The organism is Oligoflexus tunisiensis, from assembly GCF_001748245.1.
Lineage (GTDB): Bacteria > Bdellovibrionota_B > Oligoflexia > Oligoflexales > Oligoflexaceae > Oligoflexus > Oligoflexus tunisiensis.
Window position 1 is genome coordinate 5048767 of the sequence record NZ_BDFO01000001.1, and the last position, 13256, is coordinate 5062022.

Below are 13256 nucleotides of genomic sequence, written 5' to 3' on the forward strand. Positions count from 1 at the left end.
CACACGGAGGAAAGGGGATGGCATTCAAAAGTTTTTTTCTTTGTGATCATCGGAGTTAAGGATGCGTGCTTGTGATGCTTCGACCTTTCGATCGTGTCAAACCTCGTTATCATGGGACCTTCATTGATGGATTCGGAGAAATGAGAATTTGAGTGTCGATGTTTTGGGTTGCGATTCCGGGGCTTCTTACAGATAGGAATTATCTTTTTTCAGGAAACTCAACCTGGGTCCATTCCTTGCAGCAAGGACCACGCCACACAAAATTTTCTGTCGCGAGGAACTTATGATTTATGAAGGACACCAGCTTTCTTTCGCTTATGAGCGGGATGGCGGGACCAGGGTTTTGAATGACGTGAGCGTAAGGATCGCCCGTGGAGAAGGTGTCTGCCTCACAGGCCCTTCCGGTTCGGGCAAATCCACTTTGCTGAATCTTCTCGGTTTGATCGAGGCGCCGCAGGACGGTCATCTGCGCTTTCTGGATCGCCCGGTTCATGGGATGAAGGAGGCTGAGTTGAATGACATTCGCCGCTTTCATATAGGATTCATCTTCCAGGACTTTCAATTGATCGATGTGCTATCGGTTTATGAAAATGTCGAATTCTTTCTGACCCGGCAGCAGGTGCCCAAGGCCTTGCGTCAGGAGCGGGTGGAGGCGGCCCTGCAGGACCTGGGTCTTTGGGAGCATCGTTTCAAACGCCCTAATCAACTCAGTGGGGGGCAGAAGCAAAGGGTCGCCGTGGCCCGGGCTTTGGCGAAACAGCCTCTGGTGGTGGTGGCGGATGAACCGACGGCGAGCCTTGACAGTCGCACCGGTCGTCAGCTCATGGAAAATTTGAAAAGCATCCAGGAGTCGCGTGGGGTGACTTTGATTCTGGCCTCCCATGATCCGATGGTTCTGGGTTTTGGACTGCGGGAGATTCGCATGCAGGACGGCCGCATTCTGAGCGCGGATCAGGAGGCTCGTTATGTTGGCTAAGTTCGCGCTGCGGAATATCCGCCGCAATCAAAGGCGTTCGCTCGTGGCTCTCGGCACCATCGCCGTCGGCGTTTTTGGACTGCTCTTTCTGCAGGGATTCTTCTCGGGCCTGATCGCCCTGCATAAGGAGAATTCCATCCATTCGCGCTTTGGTCACGGCCAGGTCATGACCAAAGGTTACTGGGGTCAGGCCTTTGAAAAGCCCTGGGAGCATTGGCTCGAGGATCCTGAGGCCGTGATGCAGTATCTCAAGGAGCAGCCGCATGTGAAGGCGGTATTTCCGCGGGTGCAGTTCTTTGCGCTTCTCAGCAACGGCCGTATCAATGTCGCCGGACGGGGCCAGGGTGTGGTGGGCGCTGCCGAGCAGCACTTCTTTAACAAGATGAACTTCATCGCCGGCGGGGCCATGGGGGATCAGCGGGATGGCCTTGTGTTGGGCGTGGGGCTCGCCCGGGCTCTGGGGGTCAAGGTCGGCGATCACTTGACCGTGATGGGGCAGACCATTGATGGCACCATCAACGCAATTGATACGCGGGTCACCGGAATCTTTCAGGTGGGTATGAAGGAAGCGGATGATACGCTCTTTCAGGTGCAGCTGAGCGAGGCCCAGATTCTGATGAACACCCAAAAGGTGGAGTCGGTGACGATAGGTCTGGATGATGAACGTCACTGGGACGAAGTCGCGGCGGGATTTCAGCGGGCCTTTCCGGGTTACGATGCGCTCTCGATCTATGTCCTCGACCAGGTCTGGGCCGAGAATGGCGAGCTGTTTCTCACGGCGCTTTTGAATATTTTCCGTCTCGTCTTTCTGGGCATGATCATGCTCGCCATCTATAACAGCGCGTCGAATACCGTGCTCGAACGCAAGCGGGAACTCGGCATGCTGCGCGCCAATGGCGAGACGCCGCAGGATCTGATTCAGCTCCTTGTTCTGGAGGGACTTTATCTGGCGCTGGCGGGAGCCACCCTCGGTATCCTGTTGACCCTGCTCGTGCATGGGATTTCAGGCCAGGGCATTCCGATGCCGCCCACGCCGGGAACCAATCGCCTTCTGCCGGTGAAGCTCCATCTGGAAGCATCCTCGATTCTTCTGGCCATGCTGTTGGGTATTTTTACGTCGACCGCGGCGACCTTTCTTTCCACGCTTCAGGTCCTGCGTCTTTCCATAGTTCAGGCCATACGCGCCGCGGCATGATATCTGCAAAGTATAGGATCAGAGCCCATGCTCTGATCCCTTCGCTTCCTGAAACGACTTCACTTCTTCTCTTCTTCAGCGTGATGTCCTAAACAAAGCCCCCAAAAAAAACCTATCAAATCAGAGGATCCCAGGTGAGCTGTGCGTTTCCCCACTTCTGATGCCTCGCTGTCATGATTTCGCGTGCTGCTTCTATCAGGAAAATCATCACGTTAACTAACCCTCGGATAAAATATGTGTTTCTCCTGCCGTCTTTCCTGTCGCCTTGCGGCCGGGATAAGTGACGAAGATTGTGCGATCGCAGGCGTGGCCCCGGCTTTGCAAAACAGAAGGGGCAAGCAAGAACAGTTGAAACCGAGGGAGTCCACCATATGGCAAGCAAATGGTCTTTGGAATTGCTCAATAGAGCCTGCGCATCCGTCGAGGAGGAAAAGGCGCGCGCGATGGCTGAACTTGAGCCCAAACTCGTCCTGGAGGAGTTTCTGCAAAAAGTGATGGATGAACCGAGCGTGGAGGATCCGGTGCATGATGCCTACCGTGTGTATTACGGTATCGCCTGCATCGCGATCCTCGCGGACTCTGCGGCTTCATCCCAGACCCTGGTTCCCAAACTCGAGCGCATCATCAAGAGTCTTCTCCTCCGCAACAAGGTGAAGCCGCGCAAGAGTCAGCTGGGTCATGTCTATCGTCAGGTCGCGGAGATTCTGGGTTATTACCATTGTCAGAAGGGAGATCTGGATGCCGCGATCTGGGAAGTTTCCATCGGCCATACCCTGGCCCAGGGCAGCAGCCAGAAACCAGGGGAAATCAGCCAGTTTACTTACGCGCATCTGGCCTTGAACAACGGGTCGGCAATGCTCGCCTGCTCGCTCTTCCGCCAGTTGCGGGAAGGGACCGCCAGCCGGTTCTGGTACCAGGTCGGCCTCGTGGGTGAAATCAAATCCCTGCGTCTGGCTGGTCAAAAAACCTTGATTCCGGAGATGATGCAGCAGCTTCAGGGTCTCAAATTTCATGCGCGCGTGCAGGAGCATGCGCAATGGGAACAGCTGATGTACAGCATGCCGGATGATTTGGATGTCTGGGTGGCTGCACAGGATGAAGAAAACCTGCACCCCTCGCTGGTGGTACGCCTGGCGCTGTGGCTCTATGCTCAGCCGAATCCTGCTTCGCATCTCGACACGATTAAAAAATTACGCAAGTATCGCAGCGCGTTCAAAAAGCTGGGGCTGGATCAAAAAACCAAGGTGGCCATCCGCGTCTGGGAAACGATCGACACTCTTTATGATAGTTCGATTCCCTTTGAGGTGCGTCTGCGTCACGCCAGTTCCGTGATGGAGACGATCGGCAAGTTATGTATCGACTCGCGCAGCATGACCCTCGTGGCCCTGCATCGCTGGGTGATGCGCAACAGCCAGAGCCATCTCAGTCTGCTCGTGGAAGAGGAATATCGTTCCCTGAGCCTGCGTCTGAGTCATGGCATGCATACCGATGTCCTGAATCTAATGGACAATGTGAGCAAGGGCCGCCGTATTCTGCAGGATATTTTCCCGCCCTCGCTGGAAGGCATCCATACGATGAGTCGCGCGATGGGGCTCCCTGCCGATCATCGCAAGGCTGATGATGAGTGGCTTATCGAACCGGAGATGTCCCTGCGCTGGGGCGCGTGATTAATAACCTACACCCATAGGCCGGTTGCTTTCGAGCAGCAATCGGGTTTGCCGCAAGCCGGGATCCTTGCTGTTCTGGGGCACCAGCTGAAGGGTGTTGAGATTTTTAAAGGAATAAAGCACAAAGCCGCCCGGGCGAATGCTCACGTATTTCACCCGCGGCTGATAACGATCATAGACAGCGATGTTCACCGCCTTGGTGGAACCATTGCTACTGATCGCCCCTATCTTCAGGATCTGCTTCCGATCCGTCGCCGTCACTCGCACCTTCACATTCAAAGGCACCAAGGTTGAGGCCGGATGCGGCAGCACCACCGAAGCGCCTTTCGGCAGCTGCAAAATATCAAAGTGTTCGGCCGGCTCCGCTGCCACGTGACCCAGGTCCGTCTCATTTCCTATATTGTCATCCTGAGCCCAAAGTAACGAAGCCCAGCTCAGACTGATGATCGCGATCAGCTGTTTCATCACACTATCCATGATTGAAGGGATCTTCCTCCATTTTATAGGGTGACGGCCGGGCTGTAAAACCGGTAAACCCTGTCCAGAGCCGATTGCCCCATCATTCCCGCAGCTTGGAGCGGGAAATCAAATTCCACTGGGCATTCTTACCAGGGATCAAAAAGGGTCAGCACGCACCTTCCTCATTCCAAGCTCTGAATAGCACTGCCTTCTTTTTCATGCATCACAAGACTTCTAAAAAAATTTTGGCGAAGGCCGAACCCTTGGTTGAGACATCACTCAGTGAGAAACCATGGACTGGTTAATCGTATTAAAAAAGCTTGAAATAGCCCAGGTTTCTGACCCCGGTCAGAAGACGAAGCTGTTGAATATTGCCGATGGGCTTCGGGGTTACTACTCGATGACTCATCCAGAATTTTCCCCGGTTGGGCTGCGATTTGCGCAGTCTATCACACTCTTGCAGTCGGTGTTTCCACCAGCTGCAAACGCAGGGCTGAACCCACGATCTTTTAGAGAATTTCATGGGAAAAGGCCAACCATCCGTTCTCTGAAACCGGAGACCCATCGGCAATTCCGTCCTCCTGAAAGTTTGATCTGAGGCCGCTATACTGTTGGCAGGGCCTCTTATTTTATATGGGTCGAGCGGAAAATGAACCTCGAGAAGATTCTGAAAGTTGCAGTCCGTGGCGGTGCCAGTGATATCATCCTGAAACCCGGGGTGATGCCCCGTTTTCGCTTTCAAGGTGAGATCCTGAACCTGGCCGACGGTGAGGTCATCACACCGCAAATGATGATGGCCTGGATCGGCACGCTGGTGCCGCCCCATATGAAGCATCGCCTTCAGCAGCTTGAAGACCTCGATTTCGCCTACGCCAGCCCCCTCGGCAACCGCTTTCGCGTCAACCTTTTCCGCCAAAAGCAAAGCTATGCGATGATCCTCCGGGTCATCAACAATCATATTCGGACCATGGAAGAACTGCAGCTGCCGCAGGTGATGCATACATTTGCGGAGGAACGCCGTGGCCTTGTGCTCGTGACCGGCGCCACCGGCAGCGGCAAGTCCACGACTCTGGCTTCCATTATTGAAAAGATCAATGCCTCGCGGGCCTCGCATATCCTGACCATCGAGGATCCGATCGAATTCGTCTTTACCGAAAAGCGCTCCACCATCAATCAACGGGAAATCGGCGTCGATGCGGAAAGTTTCGCCGCCGCCCTGCGCAGTGCCCTGCGGCAGAACCCGGATGTGATTCTGGTGGGTGAGCTGCGCGATAAGGAAACCACCGAGACCGCGCTCATGGCGGCGGAAACCGGTCACCTCGTGCTTTCGACCTTGCATACCATGGATGCCACCGAAAGCATCACCCGTCTTTTGTCCTATTTTCCACCGCATCAGCACCCTTCCCTGAAAATCATGCTGTCGCAGACTCTCAAGGCGATCGTTTCGCAGCGTCTGGTGCCACGCAAGGACAACAAGGGCATGGTCCCGGCGATTGAAATTCTGATCGCCAATGAACTGGTCAGGGAAAATATCCAGAAGGGCGAGGACTTCAGCCTGCTCAAGGACGCGATCCGCAACAGCCGGAATACTTACGGCATGCAAAGCTTCGACCACTCTCTGCTCACCCTCTACAAGTCCGGGATCATCACCCAGGCGGAAGCTCTCGAACACGCTTCCAATCGCAAGGATTTGGAACTGGCGATGCAGGGCTTCGAAAGTTGATTCCTGGATTCAAGTCCTCTATCCTAATGAAATAATCATGAGGAACCATTATGGCGAGAACTCAGCTCCTGGCCGTGCTCTGTCTATTTTTGAACAGCGGCTGTGCGGCTCTTTACAAGGTCCAGCTCAGTGATGTGGAATTTGCCCCCCGAGGCCGTCCCGTCAGTGTCAAAGTCAGCGAAACGACCGTCGATTTCGGGGAAGCGGCGCGGATCGCCGGGCGTCTCGGTCGTTCCTCCGGTTCCAAGGGACTGGGCAACCTGGGCAAAGGCGCGGAAGCCTATGAAACCCTTTTTCAGTTCGGGCCGCGCACGGGAGCACCGGTATTCAATGAGTTCTATGCCCGGGAAATTCCGGATCGCCTGGCCTCGGAATGCAAAGGCGGTTACCTGACCAACGTCACATCGATTCGCGAATCGCGCGAGTATCCGGTGGTGAAAGGCCAGATCGTGCGTGTGGATGCCACCTGCATTCAACCCTAACAATCAAGCGAGATGATATGAAACGGCTCCTGGCTCTTTGTGCTCTCATGAGTCTCACGTTCAGCGGCTGCACCTATACGATGGCCGTGTCGCAGACCAATATTCCCGCGCAGCGTAAAAAACCTGTGGAAGTCAGCGTGAAGAAATTCATCGTGCTGGGCTTCAACTTCGACAATGACTATGCCCTGGATCTGACCAGGAAACTCCAGGAACGCTGCCCGCAGGGCCGGGTGCGGGGTGTGACCACGCACGATACGGTCACCCTTTATTTCCTGGCCTTTTTCTGGGCGCGGGAAGTCAAGGCCCAGGGCTATTGTCTGCCGCAACAGAATACAGCATCCCTCGAAGCCGAATGGGGCGACATCGCCTCGTCACAGGAGTGAAGCGTGATGAAATCCCTCGTCTCTCTTATGATTTGTCTGACCCTGCTGCCGGGCTGCATGACGGTATCCTCGATCTCGACCAGTCAGATTCCGCCGGCTGCGGCGCGGAAACAGAAAGTGGTCAGCTCGGCTTCCAACTTTGTGTTCCTCCTCATTCCCTTCGGCAATTCCTTTGTGGAACGCGCGCGGGAGGATCTGGAACGCCAGTGCCCCAGGGGAGCCATTGAAGGCATGCAGACCAAGCATCAGGATACCAATTACTTTTTCGGCCTCGCCAGCAAGCAGGAAGTCGTGATGCACGGCTACTGCCTGAGCCCAAGGAGCAAAGGATGACGTTCATGAAGATACTTTTGCCGTTATTGGTTCTGCTGACCACCGGCTGCGCGCATTCCATTCACCAGGTCTATGTCAGTGCTCAGGATGCCCGATCCGCCGGTCAGGGACAGTGGGTCACGGCCGATGCGATGGACTTTGTGGTGCTCGGTTTTCAGACGAACACCAGCTATGTGGAGCAGGCTTATAAGGAGCTGGAAAGCAAGTGCCCGGGACGCCTGGCTCAGGTCTCCACCGAGCATCTGACCAGCTTCAAACTGCTCTCGTATGAGCAGAAGGTCGTGCTCAAGGGTCTCTGTGTGAAGTCGTGAATTCAGGCCCGGGTCTTCTGCGGCCCGGCGCCGGCCCGGCGGAAATAGGCCTGCCAGCGGGCCTCCGCCTCATCCCCAAAGAGCATCGCCGCCGCTTTTTTCAAACCAGCACTCTGCTCCAAAACCTCATGGCGAACGACCAGACTGAGCCGCGTCCGACGACGCAGAAAATCCTCAAGATCCACGACGAGTTCACGCTCAGCCATGTGCGCAACTTCCGCAAAGAGGACAGGGGCCTCTTCGATCACGGGCTCCGCCAGGGAAGGGTCAGCCTGAATGCGTTCGACCATATCCAGGGCATCATCACCATAAAGGCGCCAGAGCCGTTCCCTGGCATGGCCTTCCCCGAGCCACTCGCGATCCTTGCAGGGCAGTGTCGCGACCAGACGCTGATACTGCACCTGAATCTCCGCATCACCTTCCCCATACCAGCGGAGTCGTTGCCCAGAGGGCAGACCCATGCGGCTGACTTCCTCCACCAGTTCCCGGCCAATATTCAGGCAATCGGTGAGCTTGCCTCCGAAGATGCTGATATGAGTCTTGTCCTGATTGCATTCGAGCACATGCTTGCGCGAGAGGTTCATCCATTCCTCGCGATCAAAGTCGCCGGCATTGCCTTTGATCACCAGGGGGCGGACGCCGCAGCGTTCGGCTATGACATCGGCCATGGTCAAGGGCCGGGGCAGATTCAAACGCTTGTTGATGTTATCCAGGATAAAGCTGCGATCCGCATCGTTCACCTGGGCCGGCAGCTCCGTCACCCGCGTGTCGGTGGTGCCGATGCACGAGCACGAGCCCATGGGAATGACAAAGAAGAGGCGGCCATCATCAGCGAAGAATGTGAGCACGCGTTCGCTTTTGTTCAAACGCGGCACGATCAGATGCACGCCCTTCGAAAAAATATGCTGATGTTCGGTGGTAATCGCACAGGCCTGGTTGAAGCGATCCGCAAAAGGACCGCCGGCGTTGATCAGAACGCGGGCTTTCAGATCGAAGGTTTCCTGCGTCCCCTGATCCACACAGGCGATGGACCAGAGACCCTGGGCATCCCGCCGGCCCTGCCGCGCTTCCACATAGTTCAGAACCGCGGCCCCGGAACGCAGGCCGCGCCGAATGAAATGAAAGACGAAACGGGCATCGTTGTCCTTCAGAAAGCAGTCGGAGTATTCAAGTCCGCCCTGGCTGGTTTGAGTGGAAACCAGCGGCTCATCGCGCGTGATGGTGGCTCGTGACAGGAGTCGTGGCGGTCGGGTTTTGAAACGCCCCATGAACCAATAAAGAAGCGCGCCGAGGAAGACGAGAAACCGTGGTTTCCGAAAGCCGCGTTCCAGGTTGGTGAAAAAGCGCAGCTCCTGCACTTCATGCGGGTAGCGTCGCATCAATTCGTTGCGGGAACGGCAGAGATCCCAGACGAGGGAAAATTCATAGCTCTCCAGGTACTTGATCCCACCCCAGACGAGGTTCGACGATTCCTGCGAGGTGCTGGAGGCGAAGTCCTTCTTCTCAATCAGGGCGACCTTGTAGCCCGCCGCACTGAGAGCCGCCACCGCCACCGCCCCATTGATGCCACCCCCGACGATGGCCACATCAAATGTCTCCGATTTGAGTCGCTGGCGTATGGCTTGTCTTTGACTCGCACCCTTCATAGTCAGGTCCATCCTCTGGGCATATTGGGGGTTGGGCATTCGGTAAAGTCGAATGCAAAGTAACGCTTTACCGCCACCTTGCAAAGACCTTTCCACCGAAAAAAGCCTGCCGCGTAACCGGGATGTTCGCTGAAAGGGCGGGCTCTTCTTTAGTCTAACGTATGTGAGCTGGTCGCGGCAGGGCGGCCCTGCAATTGACGGCCCCGCCAAACTACGTCACAATTTTAATATATCCTGGGCATACGGGTGTGAAATGACCGAAAAAACGGAAAAGCCGAGCCGCAATTACTTTCGCCTGGAATATCCCAAGGAAGCCAGGCCGCACATTGCCATCGGCGACGGCAAATTCCCTGTGATCAATTTGAGCGAGAAGGGTGTGAAATTCTCCTTCGACGCCAAACGTTCGACTTTTGTTCTGGATACCGACGCGGATTTCGATGCGACCATAATTTTTCAGGATAAGGGCTGCGCTCAGGTTACCGGCAAAGTCCTGCGCATCGATGCGGATGCGGTCGTCCTCCAATTTTCAGAAGGTGTCCCGCTGCAAAGAATCATGACGGAACAGCGCCTTTTGCTCAACAAATTCGGGAATCTGAAACGCCCGTTTGAAGGCTAGGAAACATCATGGCTGTTCCTCCGAACCGTTTCTCAAACCTGTCCCAGTTTTGGTTGCCGGCGACCCTTTTTGTCCTCAGTGTGGGTTCCATTTACTTCACACTCCGGCATGATGAGGATATTCCCGTGATCGGGCCGGTGGAACGCACCACCCGGAGTTCCTCGGATCTGGAAGCCAGGCGTCGTATGATCAACCAGGCTTTGCAGGGCTCCGCCGCCTGGCAGGTCTGGTGCGAAAAACCAGCGGAAGCCTTGGCCTCAGTCCAACTCGACGGATTCCATCAGGACCCCACCGATAAGCGCTGGACGGAGTTGCGCCGGCACATGCCGCAACGCGAGCAGGATGCGCTGCTCCGTTGTCAGAATACGGAGCGGACCGTGGAAGGCCGTATGCGAGCCTGTCTTTTCCTTGGCAGCAAGGAACAGGATCCCAAGGACACCGCAAGTCTGCATTTTATCGAAATTACGCTGGAACTCAGAGAGCAGGGACGGAAGAAGATTTTTAGCTGTGCGGAGGCTTTGCGTACGACGCAGCCGGTGGAGCTGGCGGCCTGGTATACCTATGCGTGGACCACGCAGATGAGCAGGAAACCCCTGCGTTTTGAGCGTTTGACAGGGGGAACCCGAATCTTCCCCCCTCTTGCGCAAAATCCGGAAAGGTCGACTGCAAGCAGCCGACCCTGAGTATCATTCAAAAGTGCTGGCGGGCAGCTGAGGCTTGAACCAGCAGGTCGGACGGGTGCCGAGCGTCAGGCCTTCGGATACGTTGCAGCTATACTGCACAGCGTCCATCTCGCCTTCCTTGCTGTTACGCTTGCTGCCAAGATCCTTTGCAGGAATCACTTTCACATCCCAATCCTTGCCGCAAAGCGCACCGGCTGCGTAGGTATCCAGACGACACTGACCAGCCGGGTGAGCGTTATAGGTCGATTTTACGACAGACTTGTCGGGAGTCGACCACGAAGCCTTGGTTCCACCCAGAGCCGACAGAAGGTCAGCCAGGGATTTGCCGCCGGCCATCATACGATAGCAGAGGTTGCGATCGGCATCGGTGTCCCAGGCTTTGTCACACATCGCCTTGGGAATCGCATCGAGGTCATCGGCAAAGCGAGCGTTTTCTTCGTCCTGACCGCTCCAGAGGAGACGACCGCAGGCGAGCGTTGCATAGTAGTCCGACTGACCTTCGTTGGCAGCCCAGGACGAACTGAAGGGATAACCGCCGACGTGGTGGCCGATCTCGTGACACAGAACCAGGGCGAAACCATCACGAGTCACTTCAGGACGACGAGCCAGACCACCATACATGTTCACTTGCCAGGTTGTGCCAATTTGCATGGCGCTGGCATTGACGGTGGAGTCGCTCCACAGGCGGTTGACTTTCAATTTGGCGCCGAAGCCCTGGAAAACCTGCGCATACGTCGCTTCTGCTTCGTCGATAACCTTGTTGAATTCATCCTGCGTGATGCCAGAAGCGCGGAGCAGGCCATCTTCCATCCAGAGGTCGTTCTCCGGCAAAAAGTCAGCCTTGGCCACCGAAGCCGTCAGGACAAGTCCAGCGAAAGCCGTTGAAGTGATTCGTGCAAGCATCTTCTTTTTCCCTTTGTTTTTTTAGGGTTATTAATTGTTTATAAGAATAATTGGTCGGCTGGCCAAGACAATTTCGGAAAGCTAAAGTTTTTGACTTACGAACTTTGACTGAATTGTTTTACGTGCATCAATGGTTACAAGCCTGCAAGCAGAGTTTGCAGGCCTATCGGAATGAGGTATTTACTGTTGGAATATTTTATGCTGAGGTGACCGAATGCTGGATCATACAGCCAAAACGGCTACATTAAACACGAGTGGAACGACGTGCTGGGGCCGCGGGTTTCTTCGAAGCCTTCATAAACAGTTCCTGGAGGACCGTCGCTTTTTCCGGTGTCAAAAGAGGCAGGCCTGCCGCATCCTCGACCGCGATGCCGAGCTGAATGCAGCTGCAGGCGAAAGCCAGCCAATCGAGATCCTTCGCCGCCCGATCCCTTGGTTCGAAGTAAACCACCTTTTGAATCTGTCCACTCCGTAAGAGAGCCAGGGCTCCTGCCAGCTCCTCGCGATCAATGCTATCAGCACGCAGAAAATCAGGTGTCCAGCGAACCTTGTCCGCGCTGAGATTTTGGCTTTTTTGCCAGCCGCGCAGTGTGGTCCAGAGCGCTGGATCCGAAATCTTTTCTCCCGGCAGATAGCAGAGTGTTTGGGCCATGTCCTGTCCTTCTTTCAAATTCTTACGTGTCGAAAGTCTCGCCTGTTCGGACTTTTGGATCAAGAGCGTCTGAAAAGCCCAGTAAGAATACAAAATGCGCAGCTTTCAACGGGAATAATTGCAGTATTTGGTTCCTTTTAGGTTTTGACAAAGCTCATCCGATAGAGAAAGAGGTCCTGCCACAAAAGGAAAGAATTATGCGACTCACCATGAGAATCTTGGGGATATGCTTTATTTCCTTAGGCTGGTTCAGCTGTAAGGACGAGCCGAAGTTCGATAACCCAGGCGAATCAGCCCAGGTCAAGGACCTCAGACCTCAAGATCAGATCGACAGCGAAGATGCCGAAGCCGCTCAGCAGGCCCTCGAGCCAGTGCCGATTGGTGGAGCCTATCTGACCTGTCGCTATGAAGTCGTCGAAAGCAACGGCGAAGTCTGGTGTCGTCTCGAAGAGAACGATCAACCTGTTCTGGTGGAAACCCTGCCCACGCTCGAAAACTGGGTCTTCACGCAAAACGATGTCCCTTATGATGCTGCGCCTTTTGCTCTGGATCCTGCCACCGGCTGGCAATGGGCGATCAAAATTCCCAAGGACAACCAGGTTGAGGTTGCCCTCGACATCTTCCTGGACGGTGTTCGCTATCATTTCAGTACCACGATCTCGACGTTGCCGCCGAGCGAAGTGGAGGAGACCTCGGACACGCCTGCAACCTTGCAGGACAAGCGCTATGCTTATGGCAACACAGCCAGCTTTGTGGTCGACACCAACCCCTTCTCATTCGCAGCTCCGCAGAGCTGCCAGCAACCGGAAGGTGAAAATGCGAAACCGGATCCTACGCTTCCAAATCTCCGTCTGTTCCTGAAAGCCCAGAAATTCACCTTCCCTTTCAAGGTGACAGCGGACAGTCTTCTGACCGTCACTGTCGATGAAATCTGCGGGCAAATGCGCCCCATCCATTACGCCGAGCTGCGTGGTGTGGGCGTCAACTTCCAGGCTCCGATCCCCGTCGGAGCGAAGAAGGTCTCTGTGATCAAAGGCACCACCCTGCCACCTGGGGACTATGAAGTGGTCGTTCACTATGTCCCGCGCTCGGTTGCGGATCTTTTGAATCAGGAGAGTTTCGCCTTTGGCAAGCTCGTGCTCGAATCCAGTGCGGATCTGGTTCCAGGACGCGCTTACCGCAACGACGAAAAACCCGCTGAGTGAAATAAATAAGAGCGACCCCTCT

16 protein-coding genes are annotated in these 13256 nt (G+C 55.2%); 12 read left to right on the forward strand and 4 right to left on the reverse strand.

The window, feature by feature from the left end; translation table 11 throughout:
- Window positions 1-283: 283 nt before the first annotated feature.
- The 3 genes from OLTU_RS20760 to OLTU_RS20770 all read left to right on the forward strand — a co-directional run bounded on the left by OLTU_RS20760 (window position 284) and on the right by OLTU_RS20770 (window position 3838).
- Window positions 284-976: an ABC transporter ATP-binding protein gene (locus OLTU_RS20760; protein ID WP_141734664.1), complete on the forward strand. Its 693-nt coding sequence runs from the start codon at window positions 284-286 to the stop codon at window positions 974-976.
- Window positions 966-2171, forward strand: a complete 1206-nt coding sequence (locus tag OLTU_RS20765; protein WP_141734665.1) for an ABC transporter permease — start codon at window positions 966-968, stop codon at window positions 2169-2171. Before OLTU_RS20760 ends, OLTU_RS20765 begins: the two co-directional genes overlap by 11 nt.
- 371 nt (window positions 2172-2542) lie before the next feature.
- The gene (locus tag OLTU_RS20770) at window positions 2543-3838 is read left to right on the forward strand and encodes a hypothetical protein (RefSeq protein WP_141734666.1); all 1296 of its coding nucleotides are present in this window, start codon (window positions 2543-2545) and stop codon (window positions 3836-3838) included.
- Here the strand turns inward: OLTU_RS20770 and OLTU_RS20775 are convergent, their stop codons facing one another.
- Window positions 3839-4303, reverse strand: coding sequence for a hypothetical protein (locus tag OLTU_RS20775; RefSeq protein ID WP_141734667.1), 465 nt, complete (start codon window positions 4301-4303; stop codon window positions 3839-3841).
- Window positions 4304-4589: 286 nt separating this feature from the next.
- Between OLTU_RS20775 and OLTU_RS20780 the strand changes: the two genes are divergently transcribed.
- Genes OLTU_RS20780 through OLTU_RS20805 form a run of 6 tightly spaced genes read left to right on the forward strand, consistent with a single transcriptional unit; the run spans window position 4590 to window position 7529 of the window.
- Window positions 4590-4895 (forward strand): hypothetical protein, encoded by a 306-nt coding sequence (locus OLTU_RS20780; protein WP_141734668.1) that lies wholly within the window; start codon window positions 4590-4592, stop codon window positions 4893-4895.
- Window positions 4896-4946: 51 nt separating this feature from the next.
- The gene (locus tag OLTU_RS20785) at window positions 4947-6020 is read left to right on the forward strand and encodes a type IV pilus twitching motility protein PilT (RefSeq protein WP_141734669.1); all 1074 of its coding nucleotides are present in this window, start codon (window positions 4947-4949) and stop codon (window positions 6018-6020) included.
- Between the two features lie 50 nt (window positions 6021-6070).
- The gene (locus tag OLTU_RS20790; RefSeq protein ID WP_141734670.1) at window positions 6071-6502 is read left to right on the forward strand and encodes a hypothetical protein; all 432 of its coding nucleotides are present in this window, start codon (window positions 6071-6073) and stop codon (window positions 6500-6502) included.
- 17 nt (window positions 6503-6519) lie between these two features.
- Window positions 6520-6885: a hypothetical protein gene (locus tag OLTU_RS20795; protein WP_141734671.1), complete on the forward strand. Its 366-nt coding sequence runs from the start codon at window positions 6520-6522 to the stop codon at window positions 6883-6885.
- 3 nt (window positions 6886-6888) lie between these two features.
- Window positions 6889-7218, forward strand: a complete 330-nt coding sequence (locus OLTU_RS20800) for a hypothetical protein (RefSeq protein ID WP_141734672.1) — start codon at window positions 6889-6891, stop codon at window positions 7216-7218.
- Complete coding sequence (locus OLTU_RS20805) at window positions 7215-7529, forward strand: hypothetical protein (RefSeq protein WP_218110167.1); 315 nt, start codon at window positions 7215-7217, stop codon at window positions 7527-7529. The genes OLTU_RS20800 and OLTU_RS20805 overlap by 4 nt, the downstream gene beginning before the upstream one ends.
- Before the next feature lie 2 nt (window positions 7530-7531).
- Here OLTU_RS20805 and OLTU_RS20810 read toward each other — a convergent pair whose 3' ends face one another.
- The gene (locus OLTU_RS20810; RefSeq protein ID WP_141734674.1) at window positions 7532-9175 is read right to left on the reverse strand and encodes a glycerol-3-phosphate dehydrogenase/oxidase; all 1644 of its coding nucleotides are present in this window, start codon (window positions 9173-9175) and stop codon (window positions 7532-7534) included.
- 253 nt (window positions 9176-9428) lie between these two features.
- On the opposite strand from OLTU_RS20810, the gene OLTU_RS20815 reads away from it, so the two are divergent.
- Both OLTU_RS20815 and OLTU_RS20820 read left to right on the forward strand, forming a co-directional pair.
- A complete protein-coding gene (locus tag OLTU_RS20815) occupies window positions 9429-9791 on the forward strand; it encodes a PilZ domain-containing protein (RefSeq protein ID WP_141734675.1) in 363 nt (120 codons plus the stop codon).
- Window positions 9792-9799: 8 nt separating this feature from the next.
- Window positions 9800-10474, forward strand: coding sequence for a hypothetical protein (locus OLTU_RS20820; protein ID WP_141734676.1), 675 nt, complete (start codon window positions 9800-9802; stop codon window positions 10472-10474).
- A gap of 3 nt (window positions 10475-10477) precedes the next feature.
- Here OLTU_RS20820 and OLTU_RS20825 read toward each other — a convergent pair whose 3' ends face one another.
- Together OLTU_RS20825 and OLTU_RS20830 are read right to left on the reverse strand one after the other, a co-directional pair.
- Entirely contained in the window at window positions 10478-11377 is a 900-nt protein-coding gene (locus OLTU_RS20825; protein ID WP_141734677.1) for a hypothetical protein, read from the reverse strand.
- Between the two features lie 244 nt (window positions 11378-11621).
- Window positions 11622-12029, reverse strand: coding sequence for a hypothetical protein (locus OLTU_RS20830; RefSeq protein WP_141734678.1), 408 nt, complete (start codon window positions 12027-12029; stop codon window positions 11622-11624).
- A gap of 209 nt (window positions 12030-12238) precedes the next feature.
- Here OLTU_RS20830 and OLTU_RS20835 point away from each other — a divergent pair, with 209 nt between their 5' ends.
- Window positions 12239-13234 (forward strand): hypothetical protein, encoded by a 996-nt coding sequence (locus tag OLTU_RS20835; protein WP_218110168.1) that lies wholly within the window; start codon window positions 12239-12241, stop codon window positions 13232-13234.
- The last annotated feature ends 22 nt before the right edge of the window (window positions 13235-13256 follow it).

Excerpts from the sequence above, each read along its gene's own strand:
- OLTU_RS20825 (WP_141734677.1), bottom strand. The coding sequence starts at position 11,377 with ATGCTTGCACGAATCACTTCAACGGCTTTCGCTGGACTTGTCCTGACG.
- OLTU_RS20785 (WP_141734669.1), top strand. The coding sequence starts at position 4,947 with ATGAACCTCGAGAAGATTCTGAAAGTTGCAGTCCGTGGCGGTGCCAGT.
- OLTU_RS20780 (WP_141734668.1), top strand. The coding sequence starts at position 4,590 with ATGGACTGGTTAATCGTATTAAAAAAGCTTGAAATAGCCCAGGTTTCT.
- OLTU_RS20830 (WP_141734678.1), bottom strand. The coding sequence starts at position 12,029 with ATGGCCCAAACACTCTGCTATCTGCCGGGAGAAAAGATTTCGGATCCA.
- OLTU_RS20770 (WP_141734666.1), top strand. The coding sequence starts at position 2,543 with ATGGCAAGCAAATGGTCTTTGGAATTGCTCAATAGAGCCTGCGCATCC.
- OLTU_RS20775 (WP_141734667.1), bottom strand. The coding sequence starts at position 4,303 with ATGAAACAGCTGATCGCGATCATCAGTCTGAGCTGGGCTTCGTTACTT.
- OLTU_RS20815 (WP_141734675.1), top strand. The coding sequence starts at position 9,429 with ATGACCGAAAAAACGGAAAAGCCGAGCCGCAATTACTTTCGCCTGGAA.
- OLTU_RS20835 (WP_218110168.1), top strand. The coding sequence starts at position 12,239 with ATGAGAATCTTGGGGATATGCTTTATTTCCTTAGGCTGGTTCAGCTGT.
- OLTU_RS20810 (WP_141734674.1), bottom strand. The coding sequence starts at position 9,175 with ATGAAGGGTGCGAGTCAAAGACAAGCCATACGCCAGCGACTCAAATCG.
- OLTU_RS20805 (WP_218110167.1), top strand. The coding sequence starts at position 7,215 with ATGACGTTCATGAAGATACTTTTGCCGTTATTGGTTCTGCTGACCACC.
- OLTU_RS20760 (WP_141734664.1), top strand. The coding sequence starts at position 284 with ATGATTTATGAAGGACACCAGCTTTCTTTCGCTTATGAGCGGGATGGC.
- OLTU_RS20795 (WP_141734671.1), top strand. The coding sequence starts at position 6,520 with ATGAAACGGCTCCTGGCTCTTTGTGCTCTCATGAGTCTCACGTTCAGC.
- OLTU_RS20820 (WP_141734676.1), top strand. The coding sequence starts at position 9,800 with ATGGCTGTTCCTCCGAACCGTTTCTCAAACCTGTCCCAGTTTTGGTTG.
- OLTU_RS20790 (WP_141734670.1), top strand. The coding sequence starts at position 6,071 with ATGGCGAGAACTCAGCTCCTGGCCGTGCTCTGTCTATTTTTGAACAGC.
- OLTU_RS20765 (WP_141734665.1), top strand. The coding sequence starts at position 966 with ATGTTGGCTAAGTTCGCGCTGCGGAATATCCGCCGCAATCAAAGGCGT.